Genomic DNA, 16,830 nt, shown 5'->3' with positions numbered 1-16,830 from the left:
CAAGCCGGGCACTGGGCCCGACTCAGCTGTCAGGGTTACTTGGAGGCGTCACCGATCAGAGCCACACCGGCGGAGTGCTTGATGCTGGTGGCGGTCTTGTCCCAGTTGGTACCGGTCGCCAGTTCGGCGTCGGTTGGCGACTTGCCGCCGGTGGTGGTGTCCCAGGTGTAGCCCTTCAGGCCGAGGCCGAAGGTGTAGTCGGTCTGGAGCGTGGTTTCGATACGCTCCTTGCCGTTGGTGGTCTGGACGTTGCTGATGATGTCGCGGCCGTCATGGACCAGCGCAGCGCCTTGCACTAGGGACAGGATGATTTCCTTGTTCGGAGTGCCGGCCTGCATCAGCGCCGGGGCATCCGTCACAACGGAGATCTTGCCGAGGATGTCCACGACGCGGACGTTGCCCGCCTGGAACAGCTGCTGCTGGTTCGCCAGGTTCTGGCCGACCAACTTGTGGTAGCTGGTGCCCTGCATCACCTGGGTTACCAGGTTCTGGCTTGCGTCGCCGAACTTCGCGTGGGCGTTGTTCAGGCCGGCGTAGGTGATGCCAGCGGTAGCCGACACATCGTTGACGGCAGCAGCCTGGGCGGTGATAGCAGCAACCAGGGCGGCGATCGCGGTGTTCAACTGGTCCTTCAGCAGGATTTCAGCGAACGCGCGGCTGGCGACTTCGATGCCTTGCGCGGTTGGGCGCTCCAGCCAGGTCATTTGCGACGGCTCGTAGCGGATCGGACCGAAGCCGCCGGCTACCTTCACCGAAGTGTTCTTCAGTTCAGTCAGGTCGGTTGCAGCGACAGTAGCGTTCGCGCTGTAGCGATCCACACGGCGCTGGGCAGCGGCCAGAGTCTGGAAGAACGACTCTTGGAGGAAGTCACCAGTGAAGCCGTCCGGGGACAGCACGATTGCACCACGGCTGGCGGCGTTGAAAGCGGCGAGATACTGATCCAGCGTCTCGAGAGTCGCCGGCATGATGTATTCGTTGAAAACCTGCATTTGCGACAGGGACATGAGTTATTTCCTTACGATTGTGGGAGATCCGGGAACCGGCTCGCGATTGCGGCCGTACGTTCCTCTTTGGTGCCGCCGATTTTTCCTTTTGCGGCCCCGCCGCCACCTCCAGCACCAGCAGCCCCGCCGCCAGATGCCTTGCTACCCGCGATCAACGGCGCGAAGGCCGTGTCGTTTGCGAATTCTGCTTTCAGCTCATCCAGCGTTGCTGCGGAGAGCTTGCCCTGCTGGTCGAGGACGACCACAACAGGCTTCCCGTCGCGCTGCTCGACGCTCAGACGGCGCTCGATGTGCGGCAACAGGGCTTTGGCGCTGCCTGGGATTGCCAGGGCAGACGCGATGTCAGTAGCGGTACGGCCGACAGTCAGATCCCGGATCTGAGTGCTCAGCGTTCCACGCTCCTGTTCCAGCATGCCGTTCAGCTCTGCTTCGCGGCGGTTGTACTTTTCGGACCAGGACTTTTCGAGCTCTTCAACGTTGCCGGACTTGCGAGCGGCTTCTTCACGCTCCAGTCGGGCCTGTTCTTCGGCGTCTTTGCGAGCCTTCTCAGCGGCTTTCTTCTCGCCCAGCAGCTCATCAACCTTGGCCTTCAAGCCGGATACATCTTCTTGCTGCGGCAGACCTTCAATGCCGAGTACGAACTTGCCGTCCTTCTCGGTGTAAAGAGCGCGCACGACTTCATCTACCCCTTCAAGGGTATCCAGTTGGAATTTCAGCATTGGTTGTCTCCCAGAGACGTAGGTGCAGGCCCTGCCTGCTGATGTAGATGTAATCGCCCCGTATTTCTAACAAGCACGACTACGTGATAACGTCTGCGCGCCAAAACTGACGCTGTTAATACGAGAAGGACATCAAGGTATGGGTAGTTTTTTTGGAACAGTCATTGGAGCGTTCATTGCACTGGTAGGGGTCTGGCTGAGTGGAGAGGTCTCTTTAAAGAACTCAATGCAGGCATCGTATGCTGCAGAACAAGCGGCCTGTAGAGCGCGCGTGGACAGGACGGAGTTGAAAGTTCGGGATAGCGCAGCACTTTTTCAAAAGGCCCGGGCCGCTATTATTTCTTCTCCCATAGTTACTGACCTGACTCCTGCTGAGAGAGCGTCACGGATTGAAGCAGTCGCTAGTGCTGGATATGCGTTAAGCGCCTACTCTTCACCGAATTTTGGTGCGCAGTCAGTCGAAGTGGCCGACCTATTGATATCTCAGTACAGGAATGTGATCGCCGAAAAACAGGTACTTTCACTGACCGATAAATATCTGAAAAAAAATGGCGAGTGGATCGAAAACTACAATCTTGAAATGTCGGGATTAGCAGACCGCCGTCAAGAATGCAGCAGAGCTAAATAAAACCTGCTCTTTCAAACGCTAGCGGCTCAAGAGCCTTCATCTGCACGAGGGTCAACGGTGCAAAGTTGCGATCAAGCTGCAGTTCGGCGAAGCGTTCAACACTCAGGCCGCCTTCGCGAAATAGCTTGGCGCGGACCGGGCCGATGGCCTTGTCCTGAAACGCTGCTGGCTGCTGCTGGAGCCAGTTGTAATAACTGAGTTCTGCCCTCACCTGCTGGGCTCCGCCATCGCCGATGGATGCCCGCGTGGCGTCCTTGGCGAACAAGGCGCTGAAGCGCGTCACCGCGACCACCGTCGAGCGGCAGTTGATGTGGATCGGAGGTCTTGGCCCCTCAGTCAGCTTGAACCGTTGCTTATCCAGCGTCCGGCACTGGCTGGTGGTCTTCGAATCCAGGGTGCTGACCCACTCCACCGACTGCACGACGTCGGCGTTCTCCTTCAGCGTCTCCATGCGCGCCTGGGTGGCGACGTGCTGCACTGCCGTCCGCACGATGGCGCCAGCGTTGCGGTTGGTAGTGGCTAGGATGCCGTCGTTGTACTGGAGCGCCTTGGTGCCGCGAATATTCTTGATGATCTGGAAGTTCGTCTGGCCTTCGAAGAAGCCCTGCCTGATCGCGCCTGTGAGGCGTTGCCGCTCCGTTGCGGCGAATCCATCAATGAACGACTTGAGCAGCTTCCCGCCGTCAGCGCCGCGCACACTGAGCGGATTGGTGAGGATTGCCGCCCTGATTGCCGCCGCACCTGGCACCGCCGCGTCGAAGGTCACACCCACCGGTGCCGCCCGGGTCAGGCTGGTCGCTTCAAACTCGGCCTCGTAGTTGGCGATGTCTACCAGGTCGAGGTTCAGCTTCTCGCTGTACCGGTCGAAGATACCCAGCAGCAGGCTATCAACCTCGCTCAGCAGCCGCTCCAGGCGGGCAACGGTGTAGTCCGTCAGGTCCGCCCGCGTCAGCCGCTCACGAATCGAGCGGTCGATCTCCTTGAGGAAGGGAGCGAACTTCGCAACCTCCCCTGATTTCAACTGCTCCAGGAACACGGCATGCCGGATGGTGGCGTCAAGGATTGCTTGGTTTGCCGCCATTCGGAATCACCTCGTCGTCATCCAGGTCAGGCCCAGTGCTTTGCGCTTCCAGCTCGCCCCGGATTTCATCGTCCGTCTTCTCCGGATTGATCACGCCGCGGTCGCGCAGGTACTGCCAGAAGTCGCCCTCAGGCAGCTTGCCGCCCTGAACCGCATTGAACAGTGCAGCCAGAATCGTCGCGTCCAGAGTGATCTGGCTGAAGTCCTGGTTGAGCTTGTAGATGGTTTCGCCTGGAGCGTTGACGAACTCGGCCATCCAGACCAGGCACTGGCTGTACGCCTCGCTGACGTTACTCACCACTAGGGAGAGAACGCTGTGTTCAGCAGCGCTATCGTTGTCAGCCTGGGTTGCGGTCTTCACCGCGCTACCACGCTCAATCAACCGGGCACCGAGCGAAACCATGTCCTCTTTCTTGGCGTCCATGGCCTCTTTCACGAGCGTGTTCGGTTCAGGCTGAGCAAAGCCGCACGATCCGTTGACAGGAAGCGTCAGCGGCGCCCTGGAGCCAACGTAAATGCCATTGGCTTCAAGGTGGTCGCGCCAGGCTTCGTCCAGGCCAGATATCCAGAACTGTGGCTGCCCGGAAAACCAGACCGAGTCCTCGTAGTCCGCACTGTTGCAGTAATGGCCGATGTTCAGCACGGCCATGTCGTACAGTGGCGAGTCATCGATGGTGGTGTCGTTGTTCTCGCTGCCGAGAAACTGAAAGGGAATCACGCGCCATGGTTGCCCAGCACCATTGAGCGGGGTGAATGGCGGAATGACCATCGCGGTTCCGCTTGAGCTTTCCTGCCATAGTTCCTGGGTATACACGCCTGCCACGTCCAGGCGCAGCACGCGGTACTGCACGACCTTTTCGCTACCGAAGCCATCATCAGTGTCGATGTCCGCCTCTTCACGCAATACAACCAGGCTTAGCAGGTGCTGGCCGCCGACCTTGCGGGTCTTCCAGTTCCTGATTGATTCGGCTGGGTAGCTCGCAACGTTCGCACGGGCGCGCCCAGCCTGCTCGTCTGCCTTGCTCACCGTACCGGCCTGCACCGCGGCGTAGTCCACCAGCAAGCCGTGCCGACCAACCTCAAGCAGATGCCCGATGACCGACTGAGACTGCTGGTAAACGCTCACGCCCTGCCCGTCGACGTCCGTGGCCACGTAATCAAGCGCGCCGGGGACGGTAAGCGTTGGCCAGGTGCGGAACACCGCGCCAACAAGGCTGTGTTTCGTGCGCCCCGTGGCGTTGTAGTACACGGCCCGCTGTTTGTACGACTTGTACCGCTCAAGGTTTTCAGGGCTGGTGTCGTGCTTGTTGGGCCTGGGCAAATACACATCGCCGCGCCCCTTTACCGTCTCGGAGCCCTTGCACACGTCGCGCACCAGCCGCCAACGGGACTGTGCCGCGTCGTATTCCGGGCGGGTGTATGTGACGTCTGCCATTAGCGTGCGAATCCCATTTTGATTGATTTAACCGGCTTCCTGGCGCTCTTGGCGACAGCGAAGTACCGGAATGCATCGGAGCCGTGAGACGTCCAGTCATGCAACGGCTTGTCTTTCCAGCAGCCCTTCTTGTCGTCCCACTCCTTGCGATAGTTCTCAAGGCAGGCGATGCCTTCTTCGCACTTCGATTCGTCGAAGGCGCACTTGGACAAAATTTCACGGGCCTGCTCGATGCCGTCATCCACCCCGATCTTCGGGACAACATGGAACGTCATCCGGTAAACCTGACCATCGATCTCGTAACCCTCTCGGGCAATGTCCTTGCGCGTCTTCGCATCGCTGCCGAACTCACGATTTTCGATATCGTGCGGTCCCCAGTGCTCGGAGTACGTGTATCCCTTGTCCTTGAGCACCTTCATGTAGTGCCGCAGGCCTTCGCCTGAGTTCTCGTAGTAATCGATGACGTGGTATTGCTCACCGACCTGGCGCACAAACCAAATGGCGGTAGAGTCGCTCACTCCGATGTCCCAAATGGTCATCACCGGCAGGTGGCTGTTGTCGGGCAGAGTGCCGATGCGCTGAGCGGCATACAGTTTGGTGAACTGCTGCGCGTAGTAGGCACCCTCGACCGACTGCTGGAAGGCTTCGACGGGGATCGACGGGTATTCCCGCTTCATGTCGTCGCCGAGCGTCTTTTCCTTGGCTGCGTACCAGGCGCGCTGGCCTGGGTGGGTGTCGATGCCATGCTTGGCGAACAGCTCGTTGAAGTAGTCGGTCAAGCGCTGCGGGATGACTACATCTGTCGGGTCAAGCCAGTAGGCCTTGTTCTTCCACCAGGAGAAGAAAAAAAACTTCCAGTCCAGCTTGCCGAGCGGTGCGCCGGACAGCTGCTGCTTCTCAGCACTCTGCGAGTAATCGAAGAAGTAGCCAGCCCGGCCTTCCGCTGTGGATTCGATCGTGACAAAGCAATCGGTGGCCACCGCTTCAAAGGCACCGGTAACAATCTCGCGTGCCTTGTGCGGAAACTTGGCGCAGATTTTCCCAAATTCGGAAACGTGCAGGTAACGCAGCGTGCCACCCCGGAACGAGGTGCTGACGTAAAGCGAACCGCCCTTGCTGAAGACCAGCTCGCCTGCGGCGTCATTGCTCGCAGGGTTGGCGGCGCGTATCTCCTTCGGCAGGTTGTCGTAGGCGTACTTCACTTTTTCCCGGAAAAGACGCTTGGCGTCGTTCAGGGTGTGAGCGATCAGCGCGCACTTGGCTGACTCGAACAGAGCCGCGTCGAGCTGGATGATGCAGCACTCAGTGGTGAAGCCGAGCTGCCGGGCCTTCAGGATGATGTTCCGAGTGTGCATCCCGTCGAAGTATTCGATCTGCTCGTCCGTCATCCGGAAGCGGACTTTCTTGCCCGCTTTGTCGGTGATGAAGTAGAGATTGTTCAGCCGCCAACGCTTATCCCGGAGCAGCTTCATGTGCTCGGGCTTCATGTCAGGCGTCCTTCGATAATTCGTCCATCATTGCGGCCAAGGCGTCGACTGTCTTGTCGCCCTCTTCCGTGTCGAGGTTGAATGCTTGGCGCTCGCCCTTGATCACCTTGAGCTGAGCGTCGACGCCTGCATTGAGTGAGCGAGCGAAGTCTCCATGGTTATCTTCTGAAACAGTCACGCTGGAGAGAAATGTGCTGAGCTTGCTCGCAATGCCCCGCCACTGGGCCAGACCAGATCGATGGGCAAGCACTACAGCTGCAGCTTGATCGGATGCCTCCTCGATAATCTCGGCATCAGTGACCAGTTTCTTCTGGTCACCATCCGTGGTCACCGCCCTGGTCACCTTGTCCTTTACCGCGCTTCGAACCTTGCTGGTCAGGTCTCGCTGCCAGCCTTCCTTCTCGGCACGCTTCATGATCGTGTTGTGCGCTACTCCATGCTCTGAAGCAATGGCGCGCAGGGAAAGCAGGCCGGCCCGGTAGGCGCGTTCGATTGCCTCCCAGTCGGGTTGCTTAGTTGTCATAAATTGTCTCAGGTAAGCCTAAAGGCGGGATTGAAATAGTGGCGCTTTGCCGGTATTGGTAAGTCTTAATCACAAAGGACTCAACAAGACCATGGACCTAATCCAATACTGCTTTGATGTTTTCAACAAAGAACAGCTACAAAGAAACAACGGGGTAGCCTGCACAAAAGAAAATATTGTCGGGATGCTTTGGCTCATCGGAAAGCCGATGAAACTTCCAAGCACCAAACATCTTGAAGCTCTTACCCTGTCAGAAGATGGGGCCTTTTCTAATCAGAATTTCGCTGATGTGATTGCCTTGATCTTTGAAGTGATCGTGGAGGAAAACGCTAATCCGAGCCTTTGGGGTATAAAAGGTCCAGGCGGCATTGAAGGGGAAATCGCTACTACCATCCGGATATTTGCTTACGGGCCAGCTGGCGTGCTGACTGAAAATCTGGCCGATGGCGTGAAGGAAGTCACATTCAAGGAAGCGAAGGCTAAACTCCTAAATTTCCTAAAAAAATCTCGGAATCTCTTTTTTTAGAGCCTAGAACCCAAGAATCAAAGTAGCCGAAACCACGACTAAAACTCGTGCAGAAATAAACTTTATTGCTTATTTCAGCCGAGCTACTAAGCCTACGATTTGCGCCGCTCGACACCGTTCGGCGCCTTTTCACTATACAGACAGTGCTCGCAGTTCAGCGTCCGGCACAGCCAGACCTTTACCCGCTGCCAGTACGTGACCATGAAGATGTGGCGGGCACCGGCCAAGGCCAGGGCGACATGCAGCGTTAGGCAGGCGGTGGTCGGGCCGAAGAAGATGTTCTGGCTACGCACCGACACGACGAAACCGGTAATGGCGATCGTGGTGTAGATCAGCTTCCCGAGAATGCCGTCCCTCACCTTCCCGCTCAGTACGCACCAGGCTGCCCACAGCGCTATAAGGCCGCAGGCGATGGAGTTGATCAGTTCAAGATTCATGGTGGATTGCCTCCCCCGAACCGCTGACGAATAAGCGCCCAGAGGTCAGCGGATTTGATGGCTCGATTGATGGCCGCCAGGAGCGAGCCGCCGAAGGCACCCAGCAGGAAGCCAATACCAGCGACGATCTTTGGCTCTGTCACGCCCAAGTAAGTGCTGACCATGCTCGTGAGGTAGATCGAACAGGCCATGCCGGTGATGAGGAAGATCATCCAGGCACGCCAGTCGTTCAGGTCGTCCTTGTGCCACCAGCTGGCGATCACAGCCCCAACGAGGCCCGCGATCAGTAATTCGAACCTGTCGATCTTGTCGAGCAGGCGCTGTAGATACTCCATGCGCTCGACTCCGTGGGGCATGTCTGGAATAGGTCAGCCCCAGCAGCACTCCCAGCTTTGAGCGAAGGGTGTGGTGGGGCTTTAAATGAAAAAGCCCCGCGCGATCGCAGGGCTTAATTTGCTACATGGACAAGATCAACTGCCGGTCAGGGCAGTACATCATAAGTCACGTAAAGGGATGAGTCGCTGTTACCCGGCGCATACCAGAGCCCCTGACCGGCAGGGATCAGAATCTCGAATGGAACCTGGCCCTGAACCGCGCAAACGACAGGAGAGGTTTTCAGCGTCTCATAAACTGGCGCGACAGTGCCCGTGTATAGTCGGCCTCCGTTATTGATGCACGTGCGGATCACGATGCCCGTGGTGTTCTGGGCTGGCGAGATCATTGGCCGAACATAGGCATCGAAGCCGATGAGGTTGATGAATTTCGCGCCTGCTTTTACTTGGTCCATATCTATTTACCTTTGAGTCGAATGATTTTTCGCGGAGGGTTCCGCTTTCATGTCGCTCAAAGGCGATTGCTCGAGGCTCGTGGCCTTCACATGATTCAACGTCCCGCACCGGGAACATTTGATCTGGAGCTCTGTAAACCCACCCGTACGGGCGAGAAGTCTTTTGCAGTTACCGCATCTGAATTCTTTCAACATCTGCAAATTCCTTTTGCTGAATCGCCCTTTCCGTGGGCAATAAAAAACCCGCTTTTGGCGGGCTGTGTTATTGCTTTTTATCAAATCGCTAAGGCGCTATTGAGTCCCTCGACTCATGGAATTATCTGCCGAGAGCAGGCTTCCAAAGAGGAGCAACCTTGAGTGGTCCAATCTTTTGATAACTCATGTCCGTCAACGTTTTAACGTCTCGAATTGAGAAAGTATGACCAATATCCCCATTCTGCAATTTTGACGTTAGTACCTTATCTCCATAGAACCCTAGGACAACCTCATCCTTGGTGCGCCAGTAGTAAGTCTCAAGCTCAGCATTTTTTGCACCGTAAGCGGACACCATCCAACCTAAAACGAAGACGACGATCATCAGCGCAGGACACCATTGAGCGATTCGCCAAAACTTCTGGTCTTTTGTTTCTAATGGTTTCGAGTCTTCTTCTGACTCATTACCCATCTCCGGCGGCGCAGGAGGACCTTTTATCAATAAAAAAAGTATCGCAATGGCAGCAACGCAAACCCAAAATATCTTCCAGGCTGAGCCGTTAACCAAAGTAATAAGCAACAGAGCGAAAAGTCCAACGATATGCAAAACCGCATATGCTCGATGAATGCCTTTCAACCATAAGAACCTGACGGAAAGAGCCGCCACTGCAACCATCGGAATCACCGATGGGTACGCTTTGAGTATCACATCGGAAAAGCCAAAAGACCCTAACTGCAGGAAGTCAACTGGTGCGTTGAAATATCCCAATCTCCCGATTTCATAGAGCGCCAGTACGCCATAGGAAAATGGGCCCAACACTGCAATCAGTGAGACTAAAGTAGTGAATACTGATACCTCGAATTTTTTCGCGCTCACAAAAAAGCCCAACTTTGGCGGTTGGGCTTTTAGTTCACCCCTAAACACGCGCAGGAATGACAGGATGGGTTGATAATGGCTCAGTGGAGCAATCGTGGTCAAGCAACTTTTGTCTCGATGAGTCCTTCTGCATCCAGCAATGTTTGTGCACACACCAAAGCCTCATCCACTTCACGCTCCAGCGCCTTACGAATATCACGCCTCCAGCGCTCCTGAGTCTTGATCGGGTGCGGCTCGTTCGACCAGTTGTCCATCTCGTACCAGCCGGCCGGCAGGACGCTCGTGGAGCGCTTGCCGTCCACTCCTGGCAACCGAGGAAGCGCCCATGTCACCACGGCGCAGTGCAGGAAACGCTCCGGAGCCGGCGAGCGCATCAACCGAGTCAATTCGGAAATGGCTGCATGCTTGCGCTCGGTATGCGTTGAGAACTTCGCCACCAGTGCGCGCCAATGCTCAGTAGACAGCGATTTATGTAGGCGTCCGAACACCCAGCAGTCAGTCAGGAATGCAGCCTCCTTACCGACGATCTCCCCCTTCTGCTTGGCGCACTGCACCTTCGGCTCAAAGTCGCAGCCGCCGGCGGAGGTGATGGTCTCGGCCGCAAGGGCGCGAACTACTGCTGAAACAACGTTGCGATAGGTCATGCTGCAGCCCTCTTGAGTTCACGGGTTTTGGCTCGGTAGTCGGCCTTGATGGCCTGCAACTGCTCGATGGTATGGCGCTGGGGATCATGAGGTCCTTCCAGCCAATCCACTTTGTCGGCGCCGATACGGCGCACCAACTCCAGCCGGTAGTTCACGATGTCGCCCGATTTATGGTTGTTGCACGGCGCACACTGGCGCCACACGTTCAGCGGCTCGAAGCGAAGCTCTGGGTTGCCACCGACAGTGCGGTAGTGCCCGGCGTGCCATTGGCCGTTGTGGTGCCGGCCGCAACTTACGCACGGCAGGCCGATATCCCGCTCGCGAATCCAGGCATTGAAGGCGGCCTGCGCCTCTTTCATGTGCTGGGCGCGCGACTTGATCTTCACCTTTGCCGCGCGCAACTCCTTGCGGCCGATATCGGCCAGCGACTTGCGCGCCTTCGCCTGGTTCACGTCCTTGATGGCCAGGCCGCACTTCGGGCTACATACCGCCTGGCCCAGGCGCTGCGGCGGGAAGCTGATGCCGCATGCTGGGTTCTTGCACTTCTTCGGTTTGGGTTGCTTGGCGATCATGCAGCCTCCTTGCTGAGTAGATCAGTGAAAACCACACCTTGGCCTGTGAAATAGGCGGCGATGCGGTCGGTGTAATTGATGCCCCGTGCGCGGTTGAACAGGCTGGTCACCGGGAAGCCGTCAGGTCCGAACAAATGACACTCCCCCATCATGGCCAGCTTCGTTTCGTAGGGCAGATGGCGCATGACCCGGTACCACTCGGCCTGAAAGCCTGCGTCCTCGTTCAGCAGGATCTGCACGCCGAAGTGCAGCTTGCAATAACGCCGGGCGTCAGCCGCGTCGCCGATCTGGGTCATTTCGGCGATGCGCTTGTACATCCCGAACCACAACCGATTTTGGTCAAGCGTGCGGTCCTTGCCCGGGCGCAGGGAGACCACCACGAACTTCTTGTCGCGGTACATAGCGCTCAACTTGGTGATAGCCTCAGAGAGCTTGGCCTGGCAGTTCACGCTGATCTTGTCGGTCATGGCGCCGCCCTCTTCGCTTCCAGTTCCTGAGCTTGCTTGATGAGCAGCGCCCTGCGATCCGCCAACTCATTTGCCGCGTAAATCCGCATTTCGGTTTTCCGTTCGGCACTGGCCTTGCGCATTTCCAGCATCGATTTTTTCACCAGTTCCAACTTCTGCCGAAGCTGGGGCTCTGGCCGTGTGACGGTGCCAGTGAGCAAGCCGGCGATGGCGCGACCGTCCTCAGTGATCGGCTCGACGCTCAGGTCCGTCAGGTACTTCTGGGCGTGTTCGCGCGGGATTCTCTTCAGCTCCATTGCCTTGGTCACAGCCTGCACACGACGGGTTGCGTCGAAGCCCACGGACACGTGCCAGTTGACCGGTTTCGTATCCTCGCGGGCCTGCCCTACGAAACGCTGGTAGGCATCGATGAACGCCATGCGCGCACCGATCTTGTCACCGCCATCCAAGATGGGTTTCGCGGCTGCCAGGGCCAGCTGGATTTCATCGGTCAGCACCACTGTTTCAAATTCGTCGTTGGTGGTCATGGCGATGGCCCAGGCCTCGTCCTTGCCCGGGCGCCCGTCGGAGGACTGGACGCGTTGCAGGATGTCAGCCATTGCCAGCTTGCCCTTCACCTCGAAGCGGCAAGCCTTCAACGCGGCTTTGACGACAGGCACCGGGTAGGCGCAAAGGTCTTCGGCTATCATCGCGGCGGTGCCGGGGTTCATTTCCTGGCCCATGGCCTCGGCGGTGGCGCAGATGGCAGCGGCCAGCCCGGCGACCTGCTGGTCGTTCATTTCAGAGGTATTCATTGCGGTCACCTGCTTGGCGTTTGGCCAGGACTATCTGGGCGGCCTGCTCCGCTGCGGAGTGGTTTGCTTCGGTCCGCTCCATCTGGCGGGCGGTTGTGCCGTTGATGCGCTGCCCGGTCACCCACTGGGTGTGATAGCTCTCGGCGTTGGCCAGCAGCTCGTTGAGGCTATGGCACTTACGCAGCACAGCGGCGTCGCTGGTTTTCAGGAAATGGGCGGCAACATGGTGAGCGACATCGGCGCCGAGGCGGTCAACCAGTTGGCCGAGTTGGCCGCCGACCTTGGCATTCCACACCGGCCAGGCGCTGTATCGTTTGCGGTAAGCCATGGCGTAGTTCGCCCAGACCTTGAAGGTTTTGCAGGTCTGGTCTTTGGGGCCAGGCATGTCGGCGGGGATCTCGACCCGTGGGGTGTCGGTGCGATCAACAACCAGCACCAAGCCGCGGGACTGAGCCGGCTTGCCGGTGGCGTCCTGCAAGTCCTGACTGGTGTCCTGATTGGTACCCTGATGATTGGTATCCTGATTTGTCGGAGATTTATCCGACCCTTTCCCGGATTTTTTTCCGACCTTGCTCGGAGATTTATCCGAGGTAGATCGGATTTTTTTCCGACCCTTATTGTTTGGTGGGGTCGGATATTTTTCCGACCCGTCGAGCTTCTGGTTCCACTCGACGGCCTTCTCTGTGAGGCGGAAAAGGGTGATGTTCGAGGTGCTGGAAAGCTCAATCAAACCGGCCTCTTCCAGGGCCTTCAGCATGCGATAAGCAGTATCCGGCTTATCAGTGAGCAGCGGCAGCTCCTCGATGATCTTGGCCTTGCTCAGCGCGAAGAAGATCCCGTCATCAGTCTTGATTGGCTTGGTCCAACTCGGGCAGCCGTAGACGAAGGCGAACAGCAGGGCCTGCTGAGAATTCAGCCCCCACTCCAGCGCCTTCACCTGGTTAATCGTGACGGTGTATTGCATGTCAGGCCTTCCCGACCTTAGCGGCCAATTCGAGGAAGCGATCCACGTACCAATGAGGCTGCGTCTCGCGGGGGCATTGAGGGCTGGTGAGGTTCTTGCCGTAGGCCATGCCCTTCTCGGTCACGGACCAGAAGTCGACCATTTCCTGCCTGGAGTTTTTGCGCTGAAGAACCTTGAGGAAGCCGTGAGCCTCAAGTGCAAGGTTGAAGGCGCGGGCGGTGCTGGCGATGGCGTGTTCTTTGATAAGGGCGGTGACTGCCTTGGTCGGCATCGAAGACCCGCCAGCGGCATCTGGTGCGGCGTCAACTGCGTAGCCTGGGAGGAATTTCGGATCCAGGCCATTGTTCTGGGCGATCTTGGTGAGCATTGCCATCTGGCAGGACGGTGCAGGCTTCAGCAGGCGCGTGAAGCACTCCATGATGGCGATCTCGCCGATTACCTTGGTGCCGGTGAGCTGGGCCTGTTCGCGAGCCCCCTGCTGCTGTTCCAGTTCGCGCCAGCGGCGAATCACTGCGAGCCGCATTTTTGCGCTGTACCCTGTAAGCAGGGTGTCAGTGAGTTCGCGATTCAGTTCAAAGCATGGGAGAGACCGGCCAGTACTGTCTTGGTACTGAGCCGAACAATCGGCCCAGTCAATTTCCAGTTCCTTGAGCATTGAGCGGATGTCCGCCAGCACATGCTTGTGCGCCTTGCCTGTGAGCTTGGCGATCTCGCGGGACGACATAGTCCGCGCCACGTTTTCAGATTGCGAAAAATGTGGCGCAAGATTTGTAGGGGTATTGATATGTGACTGGGTTTGCATATAATCGGCCTCACATAGTGTTATCGAATCAGCCACCCTCGTCCGGTGGCTTTTTTGTGCCTGTAATTCAGGCTGCCTTTACCGACGCATCCATCACGTCAAGGCTCTGCCGAACGTGATTGATCTCCTGGCGGATCAGGCTCTTTTCGAAAGTGCTGACGTGGTTGTCGTCCAGTGCTTCGTGCACTGCGATCGTCAGGTCGGCGACTTCCTTGCCCACGTTGATCAGTGACTTGGTGAGCGCTTGCGGCTCCGGTGCCGACTTCGATACCAGGTCAAAGCCGAACTCATTGGCCAGGGCCAGCAATGGGCGCATGTCGCCGGTGTGCAGCAAGATCCCGAACAGATGCTCCACGGTCAGGTGATGAGCCTCGTTGTCCGGGTTCGCGCGCTGAAGCAGGCCGACATGCGCAACACCCATCTTTGCCGCCAGTACCTTTGCCTCGTTGTCCAGAACAGCGCTCTGGCATGCCCGCAGAAAATCTTCCATTCGTAAAACCTCAACTTTGTTTCCGTGGCGCCCTGCCAGTGGGTAGGCGAAACTTTGTTCCTGGATCGACAGACAGGGATGTCACGCCGCGGATTGAGCCACCTTCTGGCGCATGCATAGCTCGCGGGCTGTGATTTTTCCACCGGTCAACTCTTCTGCCTTGAAAGCCTTTTCGGCGCGCATCGGATGAATCCCGGCAACCCAGTACGAAACTGCGGCTTGAGAAACGTCGAGCGCTAAAGCGGTTTTGGTTTGCCCGCCGAAGAAGTCGACGAGCCTTTCGATAGGGGTCATGTGAGAGCCCTCCTGATAAGCCTGCTTATATCCTAAGTAGAAGCAGGCTTATTTGCAAGCCAATAAGGGAACTTATAAATTCATGTGCATGAGCACACTTGCAGAACGACTAAAAGAAGCGCGAAAGCACGCCAATCTGACCCAGGCAAAACTGGCGGCAGTTTCCGGCGTCGAGCAACCACTGATCTCCCAATTAGAGACGGGGAAAAATCTTCAGAGCGCGCACCTTCCAAAGATCGCCCACATATGCGGCGTCAGTGCGATTTGGCTTTCGGACAACATTGGCCCGATGATTGCGGAAACGAGAGAAGACTCGAACGTATCTTTGGCTGCGCAACCTTCCCAAAGCTACCGTTATCCGGTGATCAGCTGGGTTTCGGCCGGCTCCTGGGCTGAGGCTGTTGAGCCGTACCCTGCAGGCGTTTCAGATCGATACGAATTTTCTGAATACAACTCGAAGGGCCAGGCGTTCTGGCTTGAGGTGAAGGGCGACTCTATGACGGCGCAATCCGGCATGAGCATTCCAGAAGGCACCCTGATTCTGGTTGATACCGAGGCGGAAGCTGCACCCGGCAAGCTGGTGGTGGCTAAGCTGCCCGACAGCAACGAGGCGACCTTTAAGAAGCTTGTGAACGATGGGGGAAAGCTTTATTTGAAGCCGCTCAATCCGTCCTGGCGCATCGAGCCGTTCACTGAAGACTGCAGGATCGTGGGCGTGGTTGTGCAGGCGCTGCAGAAGTTTTATTGAGAACAAGCAGATCGCCTGGGATTTATGGCGCTGGCAAACGATGCATGGAGCAGGATTCTAGATGGCGCAGCCCAAGACTATCCCGTATGACGACGCGATGCTGGCTATACAGGCGCAAAAGCACTGGCCCAAGGGGCTTCGCTTCGACTGGAAATCGTCCTCAACTAAGCGCTTCCCTGCGCCATACAGCTTTCGTGCTGCGTTAGCACTTGATGATGAGCAGACCAAGTACGCCGAGGACTGGTTTGTGGAACTGTACTTTAAAAAAAGCTTGGTCCCTGGCGTCCGAGATACGATCTCCATCACTTTCATCGTCAACAGAGCCCGAGTAGTGGCTGTTGATGACAATGGGCACGGCTCTCACCTTAACAAGGTTGGGGTCGATCTCCCCTACTATCAGGTAGCAGTGGATTTCCCGCACCTACACATCCCCATACCGGAAAGCAGCTACGGGTATGCTGAACCGCTGAATAGCACTACTGTCCAAGAGCTGTGGGGTCTATTCTTGGCAAAAGCGAACATCAACGGAGCCCCAAGAATAGAGCTTCCCGAATCAGGACAAATGGGTTTGAACGTATGAACTGCACATTAATCAGCAGCCGACTTGGCTTTAAGTGCAAGCCAGTCACGGACGACGTCTTCTATATTGAATCGCCACTCACCCTGGCATTCGACGGAAATTTGATTGGCGCATACGTTCAGAATTTAGGCAACGGCAATGTCAGAATAAGCGATAACGCTGACACTCTTTTTGCTGCCATCACTCATGGCGTCAAGCCTACTGCCGCTAAGGGCAGGAAGATGGCAGAGCTTGTAGAAATGAGCGGCCTTGAGCTGTCGGATGACGGTGAGATATTTAAATCGTGTAGCGAAGACCAGCTAGCCTACTACCTGGCTAGATTTATAGAAGCGGCAGAACATGTAGGTTTTGCTTGTAACAAGCTCCGGCCTTCGCCTATATCGCGATTTGATCGGGTCGTGGAGACAGCGCTCCGCTCTGCTTACGCTGGGGACCTGAAAACAGATTTTCACATCGTCGGCGCAAGTGGCCACCAACTCACCCTTCCGTTTGCAATAACTGGCCCGGATCGCGATACAACCTTGATCCAGACGATACCAACCAAAAACGGGAAGGTGGATTGGAGTTTGGTGTATCGGGCAGTAGGGAAAATGCTCGATATAAAGAATGCGCACGGGGATACGCATCGCAAGGTTGTCTTAGAACCAGGTGATGAGGACGACAATCGTAAGGCAGCCACAGCCCTTGCAGACGCGGCTGAGGTTGTCATCTACACCGGGTCAAATCACCTAATTCAGGCGTTTGCAGCTTAACCAGAGCCCGGCCAACTGCCGGGCTTG

At 56.9% G+C, this 16,830-nt stretch carries 24 protein-coding genes; 5 read left to right on the top strand and 19 right to left on the bottom strand.

The window, feature by feature from the left end:
• Window positions 1–35 precede the first annotated feature (35 nt).
• Together AC0IYN_RS25060 and AC0IYN_RS25055 are read right to left on the bottom strand one after the other, a co-directional pair.
• Window positions 36–1,004, bottom strand: a complete 969-nt coding sequence (locus AC0IYN_RS25060; protein WP_471843804.1) for a major capsid protein — start codon at window positions 1,002–1,004, stop codon at window positions 36–38.
• An 11-nt stretch (window positions 1,005–1,015) separates the two neighbouring features.
• On the bottom strand, window positions 1,016–1,723 hold the full coding sequence (locus tag AC0IYN_RS25055; RefSeq protein ID WP_471843802.1) for a hypothetical protein: 708 nt from the start codon (window positions 1,721–1,723) through the stop codon (window positions 1,016–1,018).
• Window positions 1,724–1,862: 139 nt separating this feature from the next.
• Here AC0IYN_RS25055 and AC0IYN_RS25050 point away from each other — a divergent pair, with 139 nt between their 5' ends.
• Window positions 1,863–2,351 carry a hypothetical protein gene (locus tag AC0IYN_RS25050; RefSeq protein WP_471843800.1) on the top strand — a complete coding sequence of 163 codons (489 nt, stop codon included), beginning with the start codon at window positions 1,863–1,865 and terminating at the stop codon, window positions 2,349–2,351.
• Here AC0IYN_RS25050 and AC0IYN_RS25045 read toward each other — a convergent pair.
• From AC0IYN_RS25045 to AC0IYN_RS25030, 4 genes are read right to left on the bottom strand one after another with little or no spacing between them, the layout of a single operon-like run.
• On the bottom strand, window positions 2,344–3,432 hold the full coding sequence (locus tag AC0IYN_RS25045) for a minor capsid protein (protein ID WP_471843797.1): 1,089 nt from the start codon (window positions 3,430–3,432) through the stop codon (window positions 2,344–2,346). The genes AC0IYN_RS25050 and AC0IYN_RS25045 overlap by 8 nt on opposite strands.
• Window positions 3,407–4,867, bottom strand: a complete 1,461-nt coding sequence (locus AC0IYN_RS25040; RefSeq protein WP_471843794.1) for a DUF4055 domain-containing protein — start codon at window positions 4,865–4,867, stop codon at window positions 3,407–3,409. Before AC0IYN_RS25040 ends, AC0IYN_RS25045 begins: the two co-directional genes overlap by 26 nt.
• On the bottom strand, window positions 4,867–6,354 hold the full coding sequence (locus AC0IYN_RS25035) for a terminase (RefSeq protein WP_325438230.1): 1,488 nt from the start codon (window positions 6,352–6,354) through the stop codon (window positions 4,867–4,869). Before AC0IYN_RS25035 ends, AC0IYN_RS25040 begins: the two co-directional genes overlap by 1 nt.
• A 1-nt stretch (window position 6,355) precedes the next feature.
• The gene (locus AC0IYN_RS25030) at window positions 6,356–6,877 is read right to left on the bottom strand and encodes a hypothetical protein (protein WP_325438229.1); all 522 of its coding nucleotides are present in this window, start codon (window positions 6,875–6,877) and stop codon (window positions 6,356–6,358) included.
• A gap of 91 nt (window positions 6,878–6,968) precedes the next feature.
• Between AC0IYN_RS25030 and AC0IYN_RS25025 the strand changes: the two genes are divergently transcribed.
• Window positions 6,969–7,403 (top strand): hypothetical protein, encoded by a 435-nt coding sequence (locus tag AC0IYN_RS25025; protein ID WP_325438228.1) that lies wholly within the window; start codon window positions 6,969–6,971, stop codon window positions 7,401–7,403.
• A 92-nt stretch (window positions 7,404–7,495) separates the two neighbouring features.
• Here the strand turns inward: AC0IYN_RS25025 and AC0IYN_RS25020 are convergent, their stop codons facing one another.
• The 13 genes from AC0IYN_RS25020 to AC0IYN_RS24960 form a co-directional block, all read right to left on the bottom strand.
• On the bottom strand, window positions 7,496–7,840 hold the full coding sequence (locus tag AC0IYN_RS25020; protein ID WP_471843790.1) for a hypothetical protein: 345 nt from the start codon (window positions 7,838–7,840) through the stop codon (window positions 7,496–7,498).
• Window positions 7,837–8,175 carry a hypothetical protein gene (locus tag AC0IYN_RS25015; protein WP_003218335.1) on the bottom strand — a complete coding sequence of 113 codons (339 nt, stop codon included), beginning with the start codon at window positions 8,173–8,175 and terminating at the stop codon, window positions 7,837–7,839. Before AC0IYN_RS25015 ends, AC0IYN_RS25020 begins: the two co-directional genes overlap by 4 nt.
• Before the next feature lie 146 nt (window positions 8,176–8,321).
• On the bottom strand, window positions 8,322–8,627 hold the full coding sequence (locus tag AC0IYN_RS25010; protein WP_471843787.1) for a hypothetical protein: 306 nt from the start codon (window positions 8,625–8,627) through the stop codon (window positions 8,322–8,324).
• 6 nt (window positions 8,628–8,633) lie between these two features.
• Entirely contained in the window at window positions 8,634–8,822 is a 189-nt protein-coding gene (locus AC0IYN_RS25005; protein ID WP_471843784.1) for a zinc finger domain-containing protein, read from the bottom strand.
• Window positions 8,823–8,943: 121 nt separating this feature from the next.
• Entirely contained in the window at window positions 8,944–9,798 is an 855-nt protein-coding gene (locus AC0IYN_RS25000; RefSeq protein WP_471843782.1) for a hypothetical protein, read from the bottom strand.
• Window positions 9,795–10,340, bottom strand: a complete 546-nt coding sequence (locus AC0IYN_RS24995; protein ID WP_471843780.1) for a hypothetical protein — start codon at window positions 10,338–10,340, stop codon at window positions 9,795–9,797. Before AC0IYN_RS24995 ends, AC0IYN_RS25000 begins: the two co-directional genes overlap by 4 nt.
• Window positions 10,337–10,912, bottom strand: coding sequence for a recombination protein NinG (locus AC0IYN_RS24990; protein WP_471843778.1), 576 nt, complete (start codon window positions 10,910–10,912; stop codon window positions 10,337–10,339). The genes AC0IYN_RS24995 and AC0IYN_RS24990 overlap by 4 nt, the downstream gene beginning before the upstream one ends.
• Entirely contained in the window at window positions 10,909–11,379 is a 471-nt protein-coding gene (locus tag AC0IYN_RS24985; protein ID WP_471843776.1) for a hypothetical protein, read from the bottom strand. The genes AC0IYN_RS24990 and AC0IYN_RS24985 overlap by 4 nt, the downstream gene beginning before the upstream one ends.
• Window positions 11,376–12,158: a hypothetical protein gene (locus AC0IYN_RS24980; protein WP_471843774.1), complete on the bottom strand. Its 783-nt coding sequence runs from the start codon at window positions 12,156–12,158 to the stop codon at window positions 11,376–11,378. The genes AC0IYN_RS24985 and AC0IYN_RS24980 overlap by 4 nt, the downstream gene beginning before the upstream one ends.
• 1 nt (window position 12,159) lies before the next feature.
• Window positions 12,160–13,137 (bottom strand): phage replication protein, encoded by a 978-nt coding sequence (locus AC0IYN_RS24975; RefSeq protein ID WP_471843772.1) that lies wholly within the window; start codon window positions 13,135–13,137, stop codon window positions 12,160–12,162.
• Between the two features lies 1 nt (window position 13,138).
• Window positions 13,139–13,939 (bottom strand): Rha family transcriptional regulator, encoded by an 801-nt coding sequence (locus tag AC0IYN_RS24970; protein WP_471843770.1) that lies wholly within the window; start codon window positions 13,937–13,939, stop codon window positions 13,139–13,141.
• 67 nt (window positions 13,940–14,006) lie between these two features.
• Complete coding sequence (locus AC0IYN_RS24965; RefSeq protein WP_192096413.1) at window positions 14,007–14,429, bottom strand: phage regulatory CII family protein; 423 nt, start codon at window positions 14,427–14,429, stop codon at window positions 14,007–14,009.
• Between the two features lie 81 nt (window positions 14,430–14,510).
• Window positions 14,511–14,723 carry a transcriptional regulator gene (locus AC0IYN_RS24960; RefSeq protein WP_178964894.1) on the bottom strand — a complete coding sequence of 71 codons (213 nt, stop codon included), beginning with the start codon at window positions 14,721–14,723 and terminating at the stop codon, window positions 14,511–14,513.
• 82 nt (window positions 14,724–14,805) lie between these two features.
• Here AC0IYN_RS24960 and AC0IYN_RS24955 point away from each other — a divergent pair, with 82 nt between their 5' ends.
• The 3 genes from AC0IYN_RS24955 to AC0IYN_RS24945 all read left to right on the top strand — a co-directional run bounded on the left by AC0IYN_RS24955 (window position 14,806) and on the right by AC0IYN_RS24945 (window position 16,803).
• On the top strand, window positions 14,806–15,471 hold the full coding sequence (locus AC0IYN_RS24955; protein ID WP_192096506.1) for a LexA family protein: 666 nt from the start codon (window positions 14,806–14,808) through the stop codon (window positions 15,469–15,471).
• Between the two features lie 61 nt (window positions 15,472–15,532).
• The gene (locus AC0IYN_RS24950; RefSeq protein WP_471843767.1) at window positions 15,533–16,051 is read left to right on the top strand and encodes a hypothetical protein; all 519 of its coding nucleotides are present in this window, start codon (window positions 15,533–15,535) and stop codon (window positions 16,049–16,051) included.
• Window positions 16,048–16,803 (top strand): DUF1828 domain-containing protein, encoded by a 756-nt coding sequence (locus AC0IYN_RS24945; RefSeq protein ID WP_471843765.1) that lies wholly within the window; start codon window positions 16,048–16,050, stop codon window positions 16,801–16,803. Before AC0IYN_RS24950 ends, AC0IYN_RS24945 begins: the two co-directional genes overlap by 4 nt.
• Window positions 16,804–16,830 lie beyond the last annotated feature (27 nt).

The organism is Pseudomonas sp. AC112 (assembly GCF_979253545.1).
Note: the sequence above shows the minus strand (reverse complement) of the source record. Positions and strands in the feature narration are given on the sequence as shown.

What these genes read in the sequence shown, in the direction of transcription:
- AC0IYN_RS25060 (WP_471843804.1), bottom strand. Translation starts at nt 1,004, where the DNA reads ATGTCCCTGTCGCAAATGCAGGTTTTCAACGAATACATCATGCCGGCG.
- AC0IYN_RS25055 (WP_471843802.1), bottom strand. Translation starts at nt 1,723, where the DNA reads ATGCTGAAATTCCAACTGGATACCCTTGAAGGGGTAGATGAAGTCGTG.
- AC0IYN_RS25050 (WP_471843800.1), top strand. Translation starts at nt 1,863, where the DNA reads ATGGGTAGTTTTTTTGGAACAGTCATTGGAGCGTTCATTGCACTGGTA.
- AC0IYN_RS25045 (WP_471843797.1), bottom strand. Translation starts at nt 3,432, where the DNA reads ATGGCGGCAAACCAAGCAATCCTTGACGCCACCATCCGGCATGCCGTG.
- AC0IYN_RS25040 (WP_471843794.1), bottom strand. Translation starts at nt 4,867, where the DNA reads ATGGCAGACGTCACATACACCCGCCCGGAATACGACGCGGCACAGTCC.
- AC0IYN_RS25035 (WP_325438230.1), bottom strand. Translation starts at nt 6,354, where the DNA reads ATGAAGCCCGAGCACATGAAGCTGCTCCGGGATAAGCGTTGGCGGCTG.
- AC0IYN_RS25030 (WP_325438229.1), bottom strand. Translation starts at nt 6,877, where the DNA reads ATGACAACTAAGCAACCCGACTGGGAGGCAATCGAACGCGCCTACCGG.
- AC0IYN_RS25025 (WP_325438228.1), top strand. Translation starts at nt 6,969, where the DNA reads ATGGACCTAATCCAATACTGCTTTGATGTTTTCAACAAAGAACAGCTA.
- AC0IYN_RS25020 (WP_471843790.1), bottom strand. Translation starts at nt 7,840, where the DNA reads ATGAATCTTGAACTGATCAACTCCATCGCCTGCGGCCTTATAGCGCTG.
- AC0IYN_RS25015 (WP_003218335.1), bottom strand. Translation starts at nt 8,175, where the DNA reads ATGGAGTATCTACAGCGCCTGCTCGACAAGATCGACAGGTTCGAATTA.
- AC0IYN_RS25010 (WP_471843787.1), bottom strand. Translation starts at nt 8,627, where the DNA reads ATGGACCAAGTAAAAGCAGGCGCGAAATTCATCAACCTCATCGGCTTC.
- AC0IYN_RS25005 (WP_471843784.1), bottom strand. Translation starts at nt 8,822, where the DNA reads ATGTTGAAAGAATTCAGATGCGGTAACTGCAAAAGACTTCTCGCCCGT.
- AC0IYN_RS24995 (WP_471843780.1), bottom strand. Translation starts at nt 10,340, where the DNA reads ATGACCTATCGCAACGTTGTTTCAGCAGTAGTTCGCGCCCTTGCGGCC.
- AC0IYN_RS24990 (WP_471843778.1), bottom strand. Translation starts at nt 10,912, where the DNA reads ATGATCGCCAAGCAACCCAAACCGAAGAAGTGCAAGAACCCAGCATGC.
- AC0IYN_RS24985 (WP_471843776.1), bottom strand. Translation starts at nt 11,379, where the DNA reads ATGACCGACAAGATCAGCGTGAACTGCCAGGCCAAGCTCTCTGAGGCT.
- AC0IYN_RS24980 (WP_471843774.1), bottom strand. Translation starts at nt 12,158, where the DNA reads ATGAACGACCAGCAGGTCGCCGGGCTGGCCGCTGCCATCTGCGCCACC.
- AC0IYN_RS24975 (WP_471843772.1), bottom strand. Translation starts at nt 13,137, where the DNA reads ATGCAATACACCGTCACGATTAACCAGGTGAAGGCGCTGGAGTGGGGG.
- AC0IYN_RS24970 (WP_471843770.1), bottom strand. Translation starts at nt 13,939, where the DNA reads ATGCAAACCCAGTCACATATCAATACCCCTACAAATCTTGCGCCACAT.
- AC0IYN_RS24965 (WP_192096413.1), bottom strand. Translation starts at nt 14,429, where the DNA reads ATGGAAGATTTTCTGCGGGCATGCCAGAGCGCTGTTCTGGACAACGAG.
- AC0IYN_RS24960 (WP_178964894.1), bottom strand. Translation starts at nt 14,723, where the DNA reads ATGACCCCTATCGAAAGGCTCGTCGACTTCTTCGGCGGGCAAACCAAA.
- AC0IYN_RS24955 (WP_192096506.1), top strand. Translation starts at nt 14,806, where the DNA reads ATGTGCATGAGCACACTTGCAGAACGACTAAAAGAAGCGCGAAAGCAC.
- AC0IYN_RS24950 (WP_471843767.1), top strand. Translation starts at nt 15,533, where the DNA reads ATGGCGCAGCCCAAGACTATCCCGTATGACGACGCGATGCTGGCTATA.
- AC0IYN_RS24945 (WP_471843765.1), top strand. Translation starts at nt 16,048, where the DNA reads ATGAACTGCACATTAATCAGCAGCCGACTTGGCTTTAAGTGCAAGCCA.